The following is an 18,262-nucleotide window of genomic DNA, read 5'->3' on the forward strand; positions in this document are numbered from 1 at the left end:
ACACTCCTGCGCGGAACCGCTCCGCTGCCCGCTCTCCTTCTGCCCTGCCCGAGAAACGATCAGGTCACCGGCGCTACCACCGCATCGAGCGCGGCGTGCAATAGACCGTGCAACGTCGGGCTGTTGCGTCGGTGTCACGTCCGCCAGCCGAGCGTCTTACGACCCGGTTCGATGCTGGCTGCCTCCTGGCCGGCTGGGCCTTCATGGCATTGGGCGTCGGCCGCCCGTACTGGGCCGTGGCCACCGCCGCCTCGATCTTCCAGTCCAACCTGGCCCTCACCTGGTAACGCGCCCTCAACCGGGTTTTCGGCAAATTTCGTCGGCCTCGCATTGTTCGCCGCCCTGCTGCCGATCACCCGCGCCGGTTCCCTCACCCTCGTGCTGGCTGTCCTGTTCTTCCAGGCCGCCACCAAGGCGACGATCAGCCGCGGCTACCGGCTCGGTCAGGTGTGCGGGCGGCAACGCGTCGGCGACCTCGGTGCCCCCATGCCGGCCGCCGGTGGGAAGCGACCCGCACCAGGGCGGGAGAACTCGCTGGGCGCATGTCCCACGGTGCCGGCAAAGCCATTGCACGGAACTCCGTCCAGCGTTACCATACACCGTATGGAAACTCCCGGGAGGGTCCCGGGAGGCGAGGAGAAGAGATCCATGCGCCGAACAAGGACGCCCTGCTGCGCGGCGTGACACGACGTGTCGGCTCACAGTCCCGCCTGCCGGAGCGGGAAGACGCTGGCGGCAGCGCCAGCGCCAAGCGGCCCTGGTTTCCGCACACCGGAAGCCCAAGCTGACGGGCTGCTCCTTCCCACGGCCCGACTTCCTCCAGCCAGAAGACCCCTACCGGGGAGGCCTCACCGATGCACTGCCCGCCGCGGAATTGCCGGACCCGGAGATTCCACGGGCCGCGGGTGAGCGCCGTCCCGTGCGCGGCGTTCGCGGGACTGCTGGTCAGCGGAGCGAGCGGAGCCCTGCAGCGGTGGGCAACCCTGCCGCCTGCACCCGTCGCCGCCGGCGGGATAGAGACGTCCGCGACACCGCAGACCCCTGGTGGACACGACGTTCAACTGTGCGCAGGACGCCGCGATCGCCTGCGTGAAAGCCGTACCGCAAGGGCGAGTGGTGACCGTCCCACCGACGCCCGCCCCGCACCCAGACGAAGGCCACTGCGGCACCGCCAGGTCTCCCTCAGGAGCAGCAGGGATTAAACAGCGCCTACGGCGGCCCCGCTTGCCGTCCAGCCCTCCCCCGAGCCCTCACCTCAGATACGCGACGTAGATGATCTCGATCATCTGGGCAAGTGGCAGCGGCGGCCACAGATCTCCTCGCCAGTTCTGACAGTAAGGTGAAAAATGGGCATGAAACGAACAAATTATCCGGTTTGTGATTGCCAGAGGACAAAGAGCATGCCAAGTCCCAATCCTGGCGACTGGCCGTACGCCTTCGACGGCCTGGCAACCGCCGTACTCGACAGCCGGGGCACAGTGTTGTGGTGGACCGAGACGGCGGCGGACCTGACAGGGCTTACGGCCAGAGAGGTCTGCGGCCGTCCTGTACAGGAACTGCTGGCCGACCTCCCCAGCGACCCCGGCACAGCCGAGGAGATACCTATATTCGGCCAGGTACGGCTGCGCCACCGTTCTGGAGACATCATCCCTGTCACCTTCCGGGCGACGCGGGACACAAGGTCCGGCAATTCCCTTGTCATGGCGGAGCCTGCACAGTCCGTGTCCGATCAGCAGCAGGGTGCAGCACTCCTGCGCACACTGTCCTCTCAGGACCGAATCGGGATCGCCCTGCATGATCTGAACCTGATCATCGTGCACAGCAACAACCTGTCGCGCGTGTTTGGCTGCCCCCCTGTGCCGCCCGGAGGCCGCCTGCACGACGTGCTGGCGGACGGGGATGCTGAGGACGCCGAGGCGTTCCTGCGTCAGGTCCTCGACACGGGCGCACCGTTGATCCGCGAGAACCAGCCAGTGAGCTGGCAGCACGATCCGGCGCGGCGGCGGGCCATGTCACTGTCCGCCTCCCGTCTCGAGGACGAGCGGGGGCGCCCGACCGGAGTTGTGGCGTTGTACAGCGATGCCACTGATCAGTGGCAGGCTCGCCAGCACCTGGATCTCGCCCGCAAGACGGCCGAACGCGTCGGGAGGTTACTCGACGTCGTGCGCACAGCCCATGAACTGGCGGACGTACTAGTGCCGGACCTCGGAGACTTCGCCGCAGTCGATCTCGCGCAGGCCGTATTCGACGGTGATGAACCCGTGAAGCGACTGGGCGGCGGAGATCTTCATCTGCGCAACGCCGCGATGGCACCGACCGCCGAGGGGTGGCCGGCCGGAATCAAGCGCGGCAACCTTGTACCACCGCTCCCCGATCACCCCCTCCTGCGCAGCTTTCAGCACGGTGAAACCGTCATCCTCAGCCGCGACGAGTACATCGCTGTGATCGGCGATCCCCAGCTGGTCGAGTTCCTGATGCCGAAGAACTGTCACTCGGTGATGGTGGCACCGCTGCACGCTCGCGGCCTCACGCTCGGCGACATATCCGTTTGGCGCGTCGGCTCATCCGCGCCGTTCACCGAGGACGAGGCGGATCTCATGGCTCAGATCGCCTCGAGGAGCGCGCTCGCCATCGACAACGCCCGCCGTTACACACGCGAGCACAGGGCGGCCGTGGCGTTGCAGCAACGTCTTCTTCCTCCGGCCACGACCGACACTCCGGCAGCCGAGACCGCTGGTGTCTACCTGCCCGCAGGCGGCGGAGCGGAGATCGGCGGCGACTGGTTCGACGCTATTGCTCTGCCTTCTCTCCGGCTGGCCCTTGTCGCCGGGGATGTGGTCGGCCATGGCATGGCCGCAAGCGCCGCTATGGGCCGTCTGCGCGCCGCCATCCAGACCCTCGCCGACCTCGAACTCGAGCCCGACGAGTTGCTCACCCGGATCGCGGACTTGGTTCAGCGCCTTGCGGCCGAAGCCCCACCGGACGACCAGGACACCGTCGGCGCCACGTGCCTGTACGCGCTCTACGACCCGGTAACTCAACGCTGCACCCTGGCCAGTGCGGGGCATCCGTCGCCCATCCTGGTCCGGCCCGACGGGACGGCCGCAGTAATCGAGGTCTCCCCGGGACCGCCACTCGCCATCGGCGGCATGCCGTACGAAACCACCACGATCGACCTTGAGCCGGGCAGCGTCCTCGGCCTCTACACGGACGGCCTGATCGAACGGGACGGCGACGACATCGGCCAAGGGCTGCGGCGTCTGACGGACACCCTCGCCGCCTCCTGCCGTCCGGAACGCCCTCTGGGCGACACCGGCGGGGCTCTCCTCGCCGACCTGGCCGGCCAACCGCTGCGCGATGACGCGGCCCTGCTTCTGGCCCGCACTCGCGCCGTCCCATCGGAGGACACCGCTCACTGGGAGATCCCGCCCGACCCGGCCGCCGTCTACGAGGCTCGGAAGTCGACGGCCCGCCAGCTCGCCGAGTGGGGGCTACAGGACCTCATGTTCACCACCGAACTTATCGTCAGTGAACTGGTGACCAACGCCATCCGCTACGGACGTCCGCCGATGGAACTGCGGCTGATCCGCCACGGCGTTCTGGTCTGCGAAGTCAGCGACTCCAGTCCCACCCAGCCCCGCCTGCGGCGTGCCCGCACCACCGACGAGGGAGGACGCGGCCTGTTCCTCGTCGCTCAACTCGCCACGCGCTGGGGCTGCAGGTACAGCCGAGACGGCAAGACGATCTGGGCCGAGCAGCTCATCGAGCAGCCACGTTGAACGACCATCCACACTGAACGGCGGCCGCCACGTTGGACATACCGCCAACTGCACACCCGGGGCCTGGACGGCCTCCTCCTGCCGACCGAACTCATCGTCAGCGAACTGGTGACCAACCATCCGCTACGCGCACCCGCCGGTGCACCTGCGGCTGATCCGCCATGCCGTCCTGGTGTGCGAGGTCACCGACTCCAGCAGCACCCAACCCCGACTGCGGTATGCCCGTGCCACCGACGAGGGAGGACACGGCCTGTTCCTCATCGCCCAGCTCACCACCCGCTGGGGCTGCCGCTGCGCTGACAACGGCAAGACGATCTGGACCGAACAACCCATCCCCCGGGCCCCTGACGATCAGCCGGCACCCTCACGATCGGGGACTCGGTGATGATGTCCGCGTCGGCTGCCTGGAGTTGCCGTCGCCCGGTTCACCCCTTCAGCACACACCCCTTCCGCCGGCCCCTCGTTGAGAGGGAATGTGAACACCCCTCAGGAAGATCACGCGGACCGATGTGGCGCCACCCCGGCCCCACAGGCCGCGACCACCACGGCCTTCCGCGCTAAGATGCTGCGCCACGCTCTGAGGGAGCGGGCCGAACAGGAGATCGTGCAGCGGCTGGGTGCGACGGTGAAGTCCATGCTGTCGGCCCGGGTGACCCGGTGACCACTCCCCCGGACAGGGCACACATGCCGACCCAAGGATGAGGCCGTGAAGGCGCTCGCCTCAGGTGGGGCAAAACTCCGGGCACGGCTGCCCGGCCGGTCGGCAACGACTACGCCCGGGACAAGCGCATCATCCTGGCCCCAAGGGGCCCGTACTGCCGGCATCGCCGCCCGACGCCGGCCCGCTCGCCCCGGCTTCACCCCGGCGCATCGCCGAGGCGCTCGGTCGCGCCGGTTCGTTCGGGGGGTCCGACTGCCCCGCCTGTTGCGCCAGCCATCGGCTACTGGACCCCCACCACGAGGTTACTGATCGTTTCATCGGTCCTGATGAGACTTGACGAATGAGCCATTGACGCTGATGATTTCATCAGAACTGACCGGAAGTGCTCCAGGGGCGGTTCGGTCGACGCCCAGGACTCAGGAGAGCCGATGAACATTCCGGTCGTCCGCACCGGCGAGGGCTGGTGGGTGGAGAGCGGCACAGGACGGCTGCACCGCGTCACCACCAGCGCCGGGACCACTGCGGACCTGCTCGCTGACCGCGCTGCGGTGACCGAGGCCGCGGCCCGGGCCGCGGCCGACCCGGACGCCGGGCAACTGGCGCAAGGAGAACTGCTCTCACCGCTCACCACGCCGTGTCGGGTGGTGGCGCGAATGGTCAACTACCCCTCCCATGCGGTGGACTCCGGGTTCGACCCGGACACCGTCCCGCCGGCGTTCTTCCGCAAGGCCTCGGGGTCCGTGAGCGGCCCTTACCAGGACATCGTGCGTCCCTCGCACGTGCGGTTCCTGGACTACGAGGTTGAGCTCGGGCTGGTGATGGGCGCGGACCTGCCGGTCGGCACACAGGTCACCGACTCCACCCTGTCCGACTATGTCGCCGCTCTGGTCGTCGCCGACGACCTGGCCCGCCTTTCCGACCTGCGGCTCACCTTGCAGGTCAACGGGGCCACCCGCCAGGACCGCACCGTCACCGACATGATCGTCAAGCCGGCGCGCGCCCTGACCCTCCTGTCCCGCTTCCAGACCCTCCAGCCCGGAGACGTGCTGCTCACCGGAACCCCCGGCGGGACCGCCCTGAATTCCCCGGGCAAGCTGGCGACCACGCTCGCCGCCTTGCTGCCGCCGCACAAGCGCTGGCAGAAGTTCTTCGCCCGCCAGCAGCACAACCCGCACTACCTGCAGGACGGCGACGTCGTCACCGCCCGCATCGCGACCGACGACGGCGTACTCGACCTCGGCGAGCAGAGCACGATGGTGCACACCCACTGAGACTCCCGGGCTCCCCCCGCCCGGGACCAGCCGGCCCGGCCTCCCACCGAGGGAGACCGGGCCGGCCACGAGCCCCCTTACGCGCGCCCCCGAACAGCATCCCGCCGCCAAAGCGCCCGGTGCGGCCCTCCGCAAGCCCTGCAGAGCCGGCCGGTGCCGGCGGGGCACCGCCCCATACGCAGCCGGCCACGCTGAGCGCCGCACAACGTCCCAGCAGATCGTCCGGCACCCGCACGAGCGGTCATCCGCGAGGTGCCCACCCAGCAAGGCGAGCCGGGACAGCACCACGGCGCCGCGCTCCTCAACCCGCAGGCCGCCCACCAGACGTACACCACCCAGCCCCTCCCCTTGACCCAAGGAACGTTCATGATCGCCACCGTCCTCCTGGCCGCCGTCCTGGCCGCGCTGTTCCTCCTGGTGGGAGCGGCCAAGCTCGCAGCGGTTCCCGCGATGCGTCAGGCCGCAGCCCACGTGGGCGCGACCCTCCCCCAGTACCGGCTGCTGGGCGCCTTGGAGGTGGCGGCAGCGGCCGGGCTGCTGGTCGGCCTGCGATGGCACACGCTCGGCGCCGCTGTCTCCACAGGCCTGGTCCTGCTCATGGCCGGAGCCGTGATCGTGCACCTGCGCAGCGGTGACCGGGCCGTCCGCTGCCTGCCGGCCGCCGTCACCGGCGCCCTGGCCGCAGCCGAACTGGTCCTCCTGACGGTCTCCTAGACCCGGTCCGCCAGCCCCGGCCTGCACTCATGCACGGCCAAGCACCCAACAACTACCCAACCGACAGAGCACACCATCCCGGGCAAGCCCCCGGGCATCCGCTGAAGAGAGAAAGTCATGGCAAAGCTGGAGATCATCGTCGCGAGCACGCGCCCCAACCGGATCGGCCCCTCGATCGGCCAGTGGATGCTGACCCAGGCGACGGAGCATGGAGCCTTCACCGAGGTCGAGCTGGTGGATCTCGCGGAGGTGAACCTTCCGTTCATGAACGAGCCGCACCACCCCCGGCTGGGACGCTACGTGCACCAGCACACGCGCGAGTGGAGCGCGAAGGTAACCGAGGCGGACGCGTTCGTGTTCGTGATGCCGGAATACAACTTCGGGTATAACGCCGAACTCAAGAACGCCATCGACTACCTGCACGCCGAATGGCAGTACAAGCCGGTCGGACTGGTCAGCTACGGCGGAGTCTCCGCAGGCACCCGCGCCGCGCAGATGATCAAGCAAGTGGTAACCACGCTGAAGATGACGCCGGTCCCTGAAGCGGTGTCCATTCCCTTCGTGCACCAGCTCATCGATGAGGACGAGGGGCTCCAGCCCAACGAGATCATGATCGCTTCCGCCAAGGCGATGCTGGAGGAACTCGCCCGCCTCAGCGAGGCGCTGCTGCCCCTGCGCCGTCCCACGACCATGCCCTGAGCCGGACCAGAATTACCCACCGCCGCCGGAACGCAGACTCACCCGAGGCGCGCACCTTTGCGCACCCCACTCATGCTGCCCCACCCCGGACAGGCCCCCCACAAGCGGCGCTCACAGGTCACCGCTGTACGGCCGGGGGTTTTCCGTCGGGGTGGTCGTTGATCCAGGCCAGGCCGCCGAGGTCGAGGCGTTGGCGGGCGCGGGTGACAGCAACGTAGGCTAGGCGGACGTCGGTGTCGTCGATCGGGCCGTTCAGCGGGTTGCCGTGCTCGTCGGTCTCGTCGCTGTCTTTGGGTGGGTGAAAGTCGTCGGCGATCTCGACCTGGGGCCATTCGCGGCCCTTGGCTTTGTGAGCGGTGGAGACGGTCACCTGCGCGTCCTGTTCGCGGTCGAGGCGGTTGACCGCGGCCAGGACGGCGTCGGTGCCGTGGTGGTCGACGAGGTCGACCAGGGGCTGCAGGTCACTGCCGGCGGGATCGTGTTCGGCGTACTCCGGCAGCTGGCCCCAGGTGGTGAACAGCACCAGTTCGGGGTGGGAGGTACGGCGCCCGTCTTTCAGGTCACGTGACGCCAGCGCCACAGCGCGCAGGGCCTGGCCTCCCCCAGCCAGCGCGACCCTACGGCCATTGGCGGACTTGGGCCATGGCGCCGATGTTGCTCCGGCACAGCACCGCGTCCGGCTGGGTCACCTTTCCGACCTCGGTGGGGATCGTCTGGGTTCCATCCAGGCGGATCGGGGCGTCGGCGATCGTCAGCCACCGGTTGGCCTCCAGCGCGAGGATGGGGCCGAAACGGAAAGACTGCGTCAAAGAGAGGGAGGTGCCGTCGAAGCAGGTCATGACGTCCTTGGCGCCGCGCCAGCCGTAGATGGCCTGCGCGGAATCCCCCACCATGACCAGTTGGGCGTGGCCGCGCTGGTTGAGCAGCACCTGCTCCAGGACGGGGTTGGTGTCCTGGGCATCGTCCAGGAGCACGAAATCGGTGTGGAGTTTCGGGTCGGACAGGGCCCAGATTTTCAGGTAGTGGTCGTCTTCGAAGCGGACCGCTCCGGTGTCGGGGTGCTGCAGGTCGGCCCAGGCGGCGCGGGCGTAGGGCAGGATGCGCCGGGCGAGTTCGGCGTGCAGGTCGACGCTGTCCAGGCCGCGGAGCGGTGGCACGTGATGGTGTCCGATGACGGGGTCGGCGGAGTGACAGAACCGGGTGACGGTGCGCTGGGCGGTGGAGGTCAATGTGGCCGGCCAGACGGTTCGGTTGCCGATGCGCATGGGCTTGGTGATGCCCAGCGCATCGGCGGTGTGCCTCCCGGGTAGCCGGGGGCCGTTCAAGCGGGCGCGGTAGCAGTGACCGATGGCAGCGTAGGCCAGAGAGTGCGCGGTCTTGCACAGCACCGTGGCCGGAAAGCGGCCGGCGGCGTCCTGAGCGATGGACCGGTTGAACGCCACATACAAGCCCCGGCGTGAGGTGCTGGCCGCGAGCTGGGTGAGCGTGGTGGTCTTAGCCGTGCCAGCACCGGCCTGGATCACCAGGTGGTCCCCGATGGCGAAGGCATCGGCGGCCGCGATCTGTTCGTCAGTGGGCTGCAGCATCGTTGAGCTTCATCGATCCGTGAGGGCGCGACAAGCGCGCGTCGGTGGTCAGGTGTCGTCGTCGGTGAGGAGGCCGCGCATCGGCACAGACGGCAAACCCTCGGAGAGCGCAGCCGATGTTTCCCTTGCCTCGCAGCAAGTCCTCTGCGTTCGCCACCGCTGTCCGGAATACCGAATCGGCGCGGGCTTCCACGACTCCGACGACGTTCTCGATGGTGTCGACCCAGTTCCTGGTGAAGACCCCCTGCTCTCGCAGGGTCGCTTGCACCTGGTGGGGAAGGTCGCTCAGCGCATCAAGCCGGACGGAGTCCGCCTGAAGCGCGTCGAACGCGATGGTGGCCGGCGGCAGCTTCCCGCACACCGGGCAGAACCGGTGTGCCGAAGACGGCGTACCGCAGTTCGCATCCGTCGTGGCACCATCCCCGTTGTGGATGACCGTACGCATGAAGTGGATTGGTCCGGCCTTTTCCATGCCTCGGGCCCCGCCGGCGACACGCCGCGGCATCTGGCTGCTCTCCTCGGCGACGATGCGGAGGCTTTCGTCGACGGGTACTCGCACCTGTGGTCGGCGACGCTTCGTCGCGAAGGCAAGGCCTGGCCTGCGACGGCGCCCACCGGGCTGCTTGTCGCCGAGCTCCTGGACGATCCGCTGCTGGGGCCGGATGATCCCTCGTTGCCCGATGCCATGCTCGCCTATCTGTACGAGGTCGGCGTCGCCGCCGACCTCGGAGACCGAGCTGCGGAAATCCGTGCTCGGGTCAAGGACCGCGCACCGGAGCTTCGGGCCTGGACCGCCGAGTACATGTCGACCGATGCGGATGGCAGGGCCCGGATGTGGCGGGACGGCACGGGTCTGGGTGAACTCGTCCTAGATCAGGCGGCGCTCGCCTGCTTCGACCTGGTTCCCGCGCTCCTGCGGCGAACACTGCCGCACCTCGCGTCGGAACGCGCCAGGCGCAGGACATGCGCCGCCGCAGCTGTCGGGTCACTGGCGCGGCATCCCGCAGCCTCCGCACAACGTCCGGAGCTGCTGGAACAGTTGACGTCGATGGCCCGGGCCGCCGATTCCTCGCACGACCTGGCGACGATTGTGATCGCCATTGGCCACCTCGACGGCGACACGCGCCCCTGGCTGGCTGACCCGCATGCCGGCGTTCGGGCCTGCGCGGCCCTGGCGCCCAACCTTGCCGGTGACGACGCAGCGGACCAGGTGCTGATGGAACTGGAGCGGTCGCCGCAAGCCTTCGGCAAGTCCTTTGGCGACCTGGCTCCACCCCTGCAGTTCCAGTCCAAGTCGTACCAGGACCTGCTCACAGGGCGAGCGAGCTGATTCCCGCTGTCCGGGACGGGGGTTACGGTCGCGGCAGGGTGAACAGCCCCTGCTCGGTCTCGGCCAGGATTCCCCGCTCGACGAGCCGCTTGAGCTTCAGGCGGGCGTTGTTGATGCTGCTGGGCGCGATCTCCACGTCCATCGCCTCTCACACCGCCCGCGCCCGCAGTGGGGCATTGGCCGTGGCGAAGACCGCCATGATCTGCTAGTAGGCCGGATGGTCCGGCAGTTTCGCGGCCGGCGCCTCGGACGGGGGTGGGGCAGGCGCAGCGGCGGTGGCTGCGGGTGGTGCGAGCTGCTGTGGGGGGCCGGGCTGGATGCTTCAGAACATGCTCCACCTCTCCCCCGCAGAACCCGACGAGTAGCCGCTGGCACGCCGTACACAGGCCGACAAGTGGGCGGTCAACCTTCGCCCGGCAGTTCCACGCCCGGGAGGGGAGTCTCCAGGTGCCCAGGAAGCCCGTCGGAGTCGTGGACAGTGTCGAGCACAAGCTCGGCATGTTCGTGGACAACATCCGCCGCCGCGCGCTCACCCCGGAACGGCGCGCGGAACTCGACGCTCTCGGTATGCGCTGGTAGCAGCTCACCGTGGTGGGAGTGGTCAATCATTCCGAGCGGCCGTGGGCGCAGCGGCGGGCGGCCTTGCGTCACGCCGTGCCGTCCGCGTCGTCGTCGGACTCGTCCCATGCGTCCCAGTCCTCTTCGGGAAGCCGCGCGTTCACCCACCCCGCGTTGAGCACCAGCCGGGAGGTCCGGTGCACCGTCAGAAAGCCGATGGGCCCGGTGAATTCGATGTCCACGCACTTGGTCGTGGACGGGGGTATGCCCGCCGCCAGACCGCTGAGTGCCGTCACCGAGGCGGAACGGTAGCCCAGCGCGCTGAAGGCGGCCGTCACCGTCTGCCCCGCGGCGCCCACCGCCAGCGGCTCGCCGCTGATGCCGGGGAAGTGTCCCCGGGAGTCGTCCGTCGCAGTGGTGAGCCCGAACAGCCCCGCATGGTCGAGCAGATCGTGGTCTGCCGTCACCTCGAACGGCACGGTGGTCACCGACAGGTACGGCCGGCGGTCCCAACTGTGCACGCGGGACACCGTGACCCCCGGCCCAGGCTTCCCGTACGGAAGCCGGTCCCCGGGGACGGCCGGGTACGCACGCTGCAGCGCGCCCACGCCCGCCGCCAGCACCTCGCGGCCCGGTACGCCCGCCTCGCCGCGCAGCAGGTGGACGTCGATGCCACCGGTGCCCAGCACCTTCAGCACCGTCACCCGGCCGCACGGCGCCTCCAGCACCTCGGCGCGGTCCAGCAGCGCGGTGGTCCGGTACAGCACGCCGAAGTGCTCGTCGAACGGCCGGAGCCAGTCCGTCCTGACGGCCAGCGCACCTGCCAGACCGCCCCGCCTATCGCGATGGAGACGAACGAGCGCAGGAAGCCGGTACTGAAGAAGCGCTCATGGACGACCCGGTGCTGAAGCCTCCGCAATCGGAAGAAGACTGACCCGTGGTCCGAAGTCGCTGCCCGCGTCCAGGACGTTGTCCCTGCGGCCCTGCGGTGCGCGGCCTGACAATCGGAACACGCTCCCGAGGCTGGCTGATCGACGACTGACTGCGGAACCGGTCAACGATCGCTGTTCCCTGAGGTGCGCGAGACCACGGGATCGGCTACGAATAGTGGGCTGCGTTCCGCGACTGCAACGAGCGCCCCACTCCTGTCCCACCCGATCTGCCCGTCGGGAAGTGATCCCAGCCGCGTGGCGGGTGGGTTCAGTAGCCGGTAGCGCCGGGGCGTCGAACAGTTCGGCAGCGTAGGCGGCCGATTGACTTCCCGCGCGCCCGAGCCCCGTGAGCACTGGGCAGCGGGGCTTCACCGTCGAAGGAGCACGGCCGAAGGAGCACTGCCAGTGGCGCATCACGGCAGCCGAGTACGCCACTGAGGTCCGCAAGTACCGCGATGCGATCGGGCAACTGGTGTGGGCCGGCCTGCAGGACTTTATGCGTGAGCCGTGGGTGGTCCTCGGCTAGAACCTGCACTTGCCGCCCGGGCGAACCAAAAGACCCGGAGCAGGAGCTCGATGAGGCCGTCCGATCCCACCAGGAGCAGACCGTCGCGAACTGCCAGGAGCTCGGCGGATCGCCCGGGACCTGCCGATCATGCAGATACTGCAGGGCTGGACGGTCGCCCCTGGCCGCCGAACCCGTCGTCGGCGTCGGATCCGAGCGCACCAGCCCCGCCGCGCAGCAGCACCGTCATTCGCGGGCAAGGCTCGCTTTGAGCACGTACGAGCGGGAGGCCTGGACTTGGCTGCGCAGGGTGGGCAGATCGACGTCGAGGACGTGGCCGTTCCACTTGAGGGGCTCGCCGTTTACGAGGACGGCGCTGATGTTGCGGGCGTCGGAACCGAGGACGACGGTGCCGATCGGGTCGTTGAGCGGCATGTTGTTGAGGTCTTCAGCCTGGATGACCAGTACGTCGGCCTTCTTGCCCGCGGTGAGGGAACCAGTGAGGGTCGCCAGTCCGTTCGTGCGGGCGCCTTGGAGGGTGGCGAAGTCCAGGACGTCGTGAGTGGTGATGCGGGAGGCCGGCTGGCCAGTGCTGTAGGCGGCATTGCTGGCGCGCATCCGCTGGATGGCGTGGAGGGCTCGCATCTGGGTGAACATGTCGCTCGCCAAGGCGACTTCGACGTCGATACTCAGGCCGGGACGGATGCCCACGCCCAGACCTTCGTCAATGGCGGGAATCGCGCTCTCCAGGCCGATTTGTGCATCGGAGGTGGGGGCGAGCGCCACGGTGGTACCGGCTGTTGCCATGGTCTTCCATGCCTCGGAGGTCAGTCCGGTCGCATGGATGAGAGTGACGTCGGGGCCGAGGATGCCGTCTTTGGCCCAGCGCAGGACGGCCTGTGAGGAGGAGGCGCCGAAGACGGCATCCACGCTCACGCCGATGTCCAGGTGCTGGGCCACGCGGGCAAGCTCGGACCCGTAGGCGAGCGCAGGGCCGGCGATTTCGTCAGTGGCCAAGGCTGCCAGGCGCAGAGTCAGGAGCTGGTCGTTGCTGCTGAAGTACTGCTCCTTGATACGGGTCAGGTCGCCGGGCCACTGCTGGTCCCAGTCACCGAAGTGCGGCGCCATGGAGGCGTGGACACCGCGGATGCGTGTGTCGCGGAGGGCCTCGATGGCGGCGTCGGAGTGTGCGGGGGTCCGGGAGTTGTGGGAGAAGTCGAGCATCGTGGTGATGCCGCTGTCGATCGCGGTCAAAGCGGCCAGCTTGGTGCCGATGTACATGTCCTCGGGCCGGTAGGCCGTCGCGTGGCCGGCCAGGGTGGTCATGAGGTAGCTACCGAGGTCGTTGACGTCCGGCATGATCCGACGCAGCTGCGTCTGCCAGGCGTGCCGGTGGGTGTCGACGAAGCCGGGGGTGAGGATTGCGCCGGTGGCGTCGACGACCAAGGCGTTGCCGGCATTGAGACGGGGACCGACAGCGGTGATGGTGTCGCCCTCGATGAGGAGGTCTCCGCGGTCGATGACGCCGAGGTCGGCGTCCATGGTGATGATGGTTGCGCCGCTGAACAGGATGCGACGTTCGCGGGCGGGACGCTGTCGGAGCTGTTCGAGCACGGCGGTGCTCGTGGTGCCGTTGACGTTCATGAGGTCCTTCTCTCGGTTGGATCGGGGGTGGCGGACTGCCGGAGTTATGTGGTGTTCGGTTCGGTGCCGGTCCGGTCCATGCGGTCCATGCGCTGGCTGGCCGGGGAGTGCCCGTGTGACGCGGGAGGCTTTGGCTGTCAGCGTCGGGTGAAGCGGTATCCCGCGTGGTGCAAGACGCCGTCTTCGAATTCTCCGAAGGCCCAGAAGCCCAGGTCATCGAGGTAGTCGATGCGGTTGTCGCGGATCCAGTAGCGGCCCTGGTAGGCGCTTTGACGGTCGCCGCGGGCTTCGTCGTAGCGTCCGTCAGGGAGCAGTTCCTGGCGTACGAAGTCGTTCTCGTCGACCCACATCCCCAGGTAGGGATGGGCAGAGTCGTGGGTGGGCGCTGCGGCGGGGGCGGGCGTTTCGGTTCCGTCCAAGGGACGGCCGTCCAAGAGGTGGACCTGGCCGGCGGTGATGAGGATGTCCAGGTGTTCACCGCGTGCCGGGACGGCGCCCGGAGGAGTCTGCGGGGTGTCCGCGAGCCGGAGAACGGCGATGTCCGCGGGGTGGCCGGGGCTGAGGGAGGCGCCTTGTGCGCTGCCGGTGAAGTCGGCAGCGGCGGGCAGGACGAGACTTCCGGTGCAGTCGATGACGATCATGTTGTCGTCACCTGCGGCGGTGAGCAGGCCCGGGCCGACGCCGACGATCAGGGAGCCGCCGATCAGGACGTCGGCGTCCTGCCAGTCGCCCATCATCGCGTTGCCGGTGATGACGGTGCCGCCGGTAAGCAGCAGGGGACGGCCTTCGGGCTGGCGGAGTTCGGTCAGCAGGGAGTCGTCTCGGGTCGGGCTAGCGGGGGTGAGCTCGCTGGTCATGTGATTGTCCTTTTCGACAGGGGGTGTGGAGCGTGGTGAGTGCCGATGTGCAGGTCGCGTGCGCATGCGCCGTGTGTAGCTGGCTGTACTGCGGCGGGGCTGGCACGTCAGCCACCAGGGGTGCGCGGCGCGGTAGCAGGAGGGGTCTGCCAGGGAGGCAGGAGGGGGTTACCGACGGCGGGCGGAGGCTACGGCCAGGACTGTGCCCGCGCCGAGCAGGCCGGCGATGCAGAAGGTGATGCCGGAGAAGCCCATGTCGGTGAACGCGCCGACGAGTTGACCGCCGATACTGCCGCCCGCGAACATCGCGAAGGCGTAGAGCGCGGTGGCGCTGCCGCCGTTCGGGCCGGCCTCGCCGCTGATGACCTGCACCAGGGCGGGAGCGGCCAGGGCGACCGCCGCGACGAACACCAGCAGGCCCAGCGCCAAGGCGATCGGAGAGCCGGCCATCAAGGCCACGGCCACGGCAGCAAGAGCGGCTGCGCCCAGTCCGATGATGACGCGGACGAGGGGGGCAAGGCGTGCCAGGACCGGCGCCAGGAGCGGGATCACCACCATGGCGGGCAGGGAGGACGCCCGCAGGGCGAGCAGACTCGCGGGGTCGTCAGCCACGCTGGAGGGGCCGACCAGGGAGACGGCAGTGTAGATCGCGACGAAGCCGCCCAGCAGCGTGGACGTCGCCAGGTACAGGGTCGCAAGCCGCGGTCGGGATACCAGCTTCGGCATGACCCCGAAGGCCGTCATGATGCTGGTGCGGTGCTCTGTGACGGTCGGCAGCAGTACGAAGCGGGCAGCCACTGCCAGCAGTGCGAACAGAGGGACGGACAGCAGGAACACGTCCTGCCAGGAGGCGGCTTCTGCGATGACCTGGGCCGCTACCTGCATGATGACCGCCGCGGCCAGCAGACTGCTGGAGACGAAGCTGAGCGTCATGGCCCGCCGATCGGGACGGATCCGCGTGGCCACGTACGCGTAAGCGCCAGGGGCAAACATCGCCGCCGTCAGGCCCTGCAGCACCCGCAGCACCACGGCGGTGGTCAGATCATGAGCGATGGGCACCAGCGCCGTGGTCAGCGCTGTGGCGGCCAGACAGCCCGTGATCATCGCACGGGAACCGAACCGGTCGGACAGCGGTCCGGCAACAAGGAACCCGACGGCGTAGGCGAACCCAAAGGCCGTAGAGGTCCAGGTCACCGCGGTCGGCGCGACGTGGAAGGTGAGCGCCATCGGCCCGTACAGCGCCACCACGGTGTACATCTGCCCGACCACGAGCACACCGGCGAGTACCAGCAGCACGGTGGTCCGCAGCGTCGGGGCCCAGCGTCCCGGGACGTCCCGGCCGGCTGCGGTCATGCCGTTCGTGGTGGTCGGCATGCCGCACACGAGGTTGGAGGTCGTGTCCGTCATGCCTGCCGCTCCTCTCGGTACAGCACGAGGTGCTCGTGGTAGAGCACGCCGTCGCGTATATCGCCAGTCGCGGTGAAACCGGTGTCGTCGACGTAATCGATGTGGGCGCCGGTGACCGTGTAGCGGCCCGTGTACGCGCTGCTCCGTGTGCCGCGGGCCTCGTCGTAGCGGCCGTTCGCCAGCAGTTCCTGGCGGATGTGGCCATCTGCGGTCACCCACATCCCGACCACGTCGACCGTGTTGTCCTCAGTGGTGCCGACCATGGCAATCTCCTGTCCCTGGGTGGGGTGGTTGGGTTCTGTCCACCGAGTTTGCGCAGGTCACAGGGTCTCTTCCAGGACGTGTGCTGCCTGGGTGTGGCACACCCAGGCAACAGGGAGAGCGCCGTTTTAGCCTGGGCTCATGTCCACGAAGAGCCAGCTGGGAGAGTTTTTGCGGGCCCGCCGCGGCAGCCTGCAGCCCGATGACGTCGGCATGGCGAGCTACGGGACCCGCAGGGTCGCCGGGCTGCGCCGCGAAGAGGTCGCGGTCCTGACGGGGATCAACGTCGACTACTACACCCGTCTCGAGCAGGGCCGCGAGCGCCACCCCTCGCCCCAGGTCCTCGGAGCGCTCAGCCGGGCACTGCGCCTCGACGCAGACGCCCGCGACCACCTGTACCGGCTGGCCGGCGCCGCACCCGGCGACCAGGCCATGCCGACCCCGGACCGGATCAGCCCCGACCTGCGGCAGCTGATCGACGGCTACGCGCTCAGTGTCGCCTTCGTCATCAATCGGGCCCTCGACATCCTCGCGGTCAATTCTCTGGCCGAAGCGCTGTACTCACCCTTCGAGCGCGCCGACAACCTGGCCCGCATGGCCTTCCTCGACCCTGCCGCCCGGCAGTTCTACCCGCGGTGGAATTGGACGGCAGAGGCCACCGTGGCCAACCTGCGCCAGGCCATCGGCCACGAAGCCAACAATCCCCGCCTGCAAGAACTTATCCGCGTTCTCAACGAGCAGAGCCCGGAGTTCACGCGCCTGTGGAACGCCCACAACGTGCGCGGCAAGACCCGCGAGGACAAGTATTTCCTCCACCCGGACGTCGGCCCACTGACCCTGTCCTTCCAGGCCCTCGACGTCCGCGACGCCCCCGGCCAGCAACTCGTCGTCTACCAAGCACAGCCCGACACCCCCAGCGCCCAGGCCCTCCACCTGCTGGGCAACCTCCAAGCCACGCGCCGCCAGTCCGAACCAAGCCCCTACCGCCACTGACCACCACAGCGCTGAGGAGGCCTTACGGCACGGCACTGGCCGGACGCAGGTGGCGCCCGGGCACCTGAGGGCGCCGCGATCGGCCTCTCCGGGACGTCGGGGAGGTGGTGCCGCCCCACCTCAGGTGCGCTGCGGCACGCCCTCGGACCGACTCACACCCCGGCTGCCAGGGCCCCGCCCGACGAGGGACCCGTGCGTCCAAAGCCAGTGCCCGGTTGGTGTTCCTCACGCGGTCAGCACACCCGTGCCAAGCAAGCCGAACAGCAGCACACCGACGACGACGCGGTAGGCCACGAAGGCGTTGAAGGAGTGCTTGGCGACGAACTTCAGCAGCCACGCGATCGAGGCGTAGGCGACGACGAAGGAGACGGCGGTGCCGACGACGAGTGGAGCAGCGGCGGCCCCGGCCCCCGCGGCGTCCTTCAGTTCGTACAGTCCGGCGCCGGTCAGTGCGGGGATGCCGAGGAAAAAAGAGAGCCGGGTGGCCGCGACCCGGTCGAGGTCGAGGATGAGGGCGGTGGACATGGTGGCGCCGGAGCGGGAGAAGCCGGGGAAGAGGAGCGCCAGGATCTGCGAACTGCCGACCAGCATGGCGTCCTTGAGACTGGTGTCGTCCTCGCCGCGCTTGTGGCGGCCCATCTGGTCCGCCACCCACATCACGCCGCTGCCCACGATCAGGGAGCCCGCCACCACCCACAGCGAGGCGAGCGGGCCTTCGATGAGTGGTTTGGCGGCCAGGCCGACGACGACGACCGGGATGGTCGCGTAGATGATCCACCAGGCGAACATGTAGTCGTGATGGTGGCGCTCGTCGCGGTTACGGATGCCGCGGCCCCAGGCGGAGACGATGCGCACGATGTTCTTGAAGAAGTACACCAGCACGGCGGCGATCGCGCCGACCTGGATGACGGCGGTGAAGCCGACGACTGAGGTGTCGTCGACGGGGATGCCCATCAGCCCTTCGGTGATCTTCAGGTGTCCGGTGGAAGAGACGGGAAGGAATTCGGTGATTCCTTCGACCACTCCCAGGACTGCGGCCTGGCCGATGCTGATGGCGCTCATCTG

The 18,262-nt window shown here is 68.7% G+C and carries 15 protein-coding genes and 2 pseudogenes; 9 read left to right on the forward strand and 8 right to left on the reverse strand.

The genetic code is table 11. The features are described from left to right. Positions 1 to 1,400: 1,400 nt before the first annotated feature. The 5 genes and pseudogenes from OG937_01985 to OG937_02005 all read left to right on the forward strand — a co-directional run bounded on the left by OG937_01985 (position 1,401) and on the right by OG937_02005 (position 7,124). A complete protein-coding gene (locus tag OG937_01985; GenBank protein ID WUD70552.1) occupies positions 1,401 to 3,779 on the forward strand; it encodes a SpoIIE family protein phosphatase in 2,379 nt (792 codons plus the stop codon). Between the two features lie 60 nt (positions 3,780 to 3,839). Next, positions 3,840 to 4,164 (forward strand): annotated as a pseudogene (locus tag OG937_01990) (ATP-binding protein). 704 nt (positions 4,165 to 4,868) lie between these two features. Then, a complete protein-coding gene (locus OG937_01995) occupies positions 4,869 to 5,711 on the forward strand; it encodes a fumarylacetoacetate hydrolase family protein (GenBank protein ID WUD70553.1) in 843 nt (280 codons plus the stop codon). A 252-nt stretch (positions 5,712 to 5,963) separates the two neighbouring features. Beyond that, a complete protein-coding gene (locus tag OG937_02000) occupies positions 5,964 to 6,425 on the forward strand; it encodes a DoxX family protein (protein WUD70554.1) in 462 nt (153 codons plus the stop codon). Between the two features lie 117 nt (positions 6,426 to 6,542). Next, positions 6,543 to 7,124 (forward strand): NAD(P)H-dependent oxidoreductase, encoded by a 582-nt coding sequence (locus tag OG937_02005; protein WUD70555.1) that lies wholly within the window; start codon positions 6,543 to 6,545, stop codon positions 7,122 to 7,124. A 118-nt stretch (positions 7,125 to 7,242) separates the two neighbouring features. Here the strand turns inward: OG937_02005 and OG937_02010 are convergent. Further along, positions 7,243 to 8,710 (reverse strand): annotated as a pseudogene (locus OG937_02010) (UvrD-helicase domain-containing protein). After that, positions 8,694 to 9,155: a hypothetical protein gene (locus OG937_02015; GenBank protein ID WUD70556.1), complete on the reverse strand. Its 462-nt coding sequence runs from the start codon at positions 9,153 to 9,155 to the stop codon at positions 8,694 to 8,696. The pseudogene OG937_02010 and the gene OG937_02015 overlap by 17 nt, the downstream one beginning before the upstream one ends. Between OG937_02015 and OG937_02020 the strand changes: the two genes are divergently transcribed. Continuing rightward, the gene (locus OG937_02020) at positions 9,138 to 10,040 is read left to right on the forward strand and encodes a hypothetical protein (GenBank protein WUD70557.1); all 903 of its coding nucleotides are present in this window, start codon (positions 9,138 to 9,140) and stop codon (positions 10,038 to 10,040) included. The two genes, OG937_02015 and OG937_02020, sit on opposite strands and share 18 nt — an antisense overlap. A 447-nt stretch (positions 10,041 to 10,487) precedes the next feature. Further along, entirely contained in the window at positions 10,488 to 10,619 is a 132-nt protein-coding gene (locus OG937_02025) for a helicase associated domain-containing protein (GenBank protein WUD70558.1), read from the forward strand. A 68-nt stretch (positions 10,620 to 10,687) separates the two neighbouring features. On the opposite strand, the gene OG937_02030 is transcribed toward OG937_02025, so the two are convergent. Beyond that, positions 10,688 to 11,365: a hypothetical protein gene (locus OG937_02030; protein WUD70559.1), complete on the reverse strand. Its 678-nt coding sequence runs from the start codon at positions 11,363 to 11,365 to the stop codon at positions 10,688 to 10,690. A gap of 511 nt (positions 11,366 to 11,876) precedes the next feature. On the opposite strand from OG937_02030, the gene OG937_02035 reads away from it, so the two are divergent. Further along, entirely contained in the window at positions 11,877 to 12,056 is a 180-nt protein-coding gene (locus OG937_02035) for a hypothetical protein (protein WUD70560.1), read from the forward strand. A gap of 225 nt (positions 12,057 to 12,281) precedes the next feature. Here the strand turns inward: OG937_02035 and OG937_02040 are convergent, their stop codons facing one another. The 4 genes from OG937_02040 to OG937_02055 all read right to left on the reverse strand — a co-directional run bounded on the left by OG937_02040 (position 12,282) and on the right by OG937_02055 (position 16,206). Then, positions 12,282 to 13,679, reverse strand: a complete 1,398-nt coding sequence (locus tag OG937_02040; protein WUD70561.1) for an amidohydrolase family protein — start codon at positions 13,677 to 13,679, stop codon at positions 12,282 to 12,284. 137 nt (positions 13,680 to 13,816) lie between these two features. Further along, a complete protein-coding gene (locus tag OG937_02045; GenBank protein WUD70562.1) occupies positions 13,817 to 14,536 on the reverse strand; it encodes an Atu4866 domain-containing protein in 720 nt (239 codons plus the stop codon). A 168-nt stretch (positions 14,537 to 14,704) separates the two neighbouring features. Then, the gene (locus tag OG937_02050; protein WUD70563.1) at positions 14,705 to 15,943 is read right to left on the reverse strand and encodes an MFS transporter; all 1,239 of its coding nucleotides are present in this window, start codon (positions 15,941 to 15,943) and stop codon (positions 14,705 to 14,707) included. Further along, on the reverse strand, positions 15,940 to 16,206 hold the full coding sequence (locus OG937_02055; GenBank protein ID WUD70564.1) for an Atu4866 domain-containing protein: 267 nt from the start codon (positions 16,204 to 16,206) through the stop codon (positions 15,940 to 15,942). The genes OG937_02050 and OG937_02055 overlap by 4 nt, the downstream gene beginning before the upstream one ends. A 139-nt stretch (positions 16,207 to 16,345) precedes the next feature. On the opposite strand from OG937_02055, the gene OG937_02060 reads away from it, so the two are divergent. Further along, on the forward strand, positions 16,346 to 17,197 hold the full coding sequence (locus OG937_02060) for a helix-turn-helix transcriptional regulator (protein ID WUD70565.1): 852 nt from the start codon (positions 16,346 to 16,348) through the stop codon (positions 17,195 to 17,197). 225 nt (positions 17,198 to 17,422) lie between these two features. Here OG937_02060 and OG937_02065 read toward each other — a convergent pair whose 3' ends face one another. Next, positions 17,423 to 18,259, reverse strand: a complete 837-nt coding sequence (locus OG937_02065; protein WUD70566.1) for an undecaprenyl-diphosphate phosphatase — start codon at positions 18,257 to 18,259, stop codon at positions 17,423 to 17,425. Positions 18,260 to 18,262 lie beyond the last annotated feature (3 nt).

The organism is Streptomyces sp. NBC_00510 (genome assembly GCA_036013505.1).
Taxonomy (GTDB): Bacteria; Actinomycetota; Actinomycetes; order Streptomycetales; family Streptomycetaceae; genus Actinacidiphila.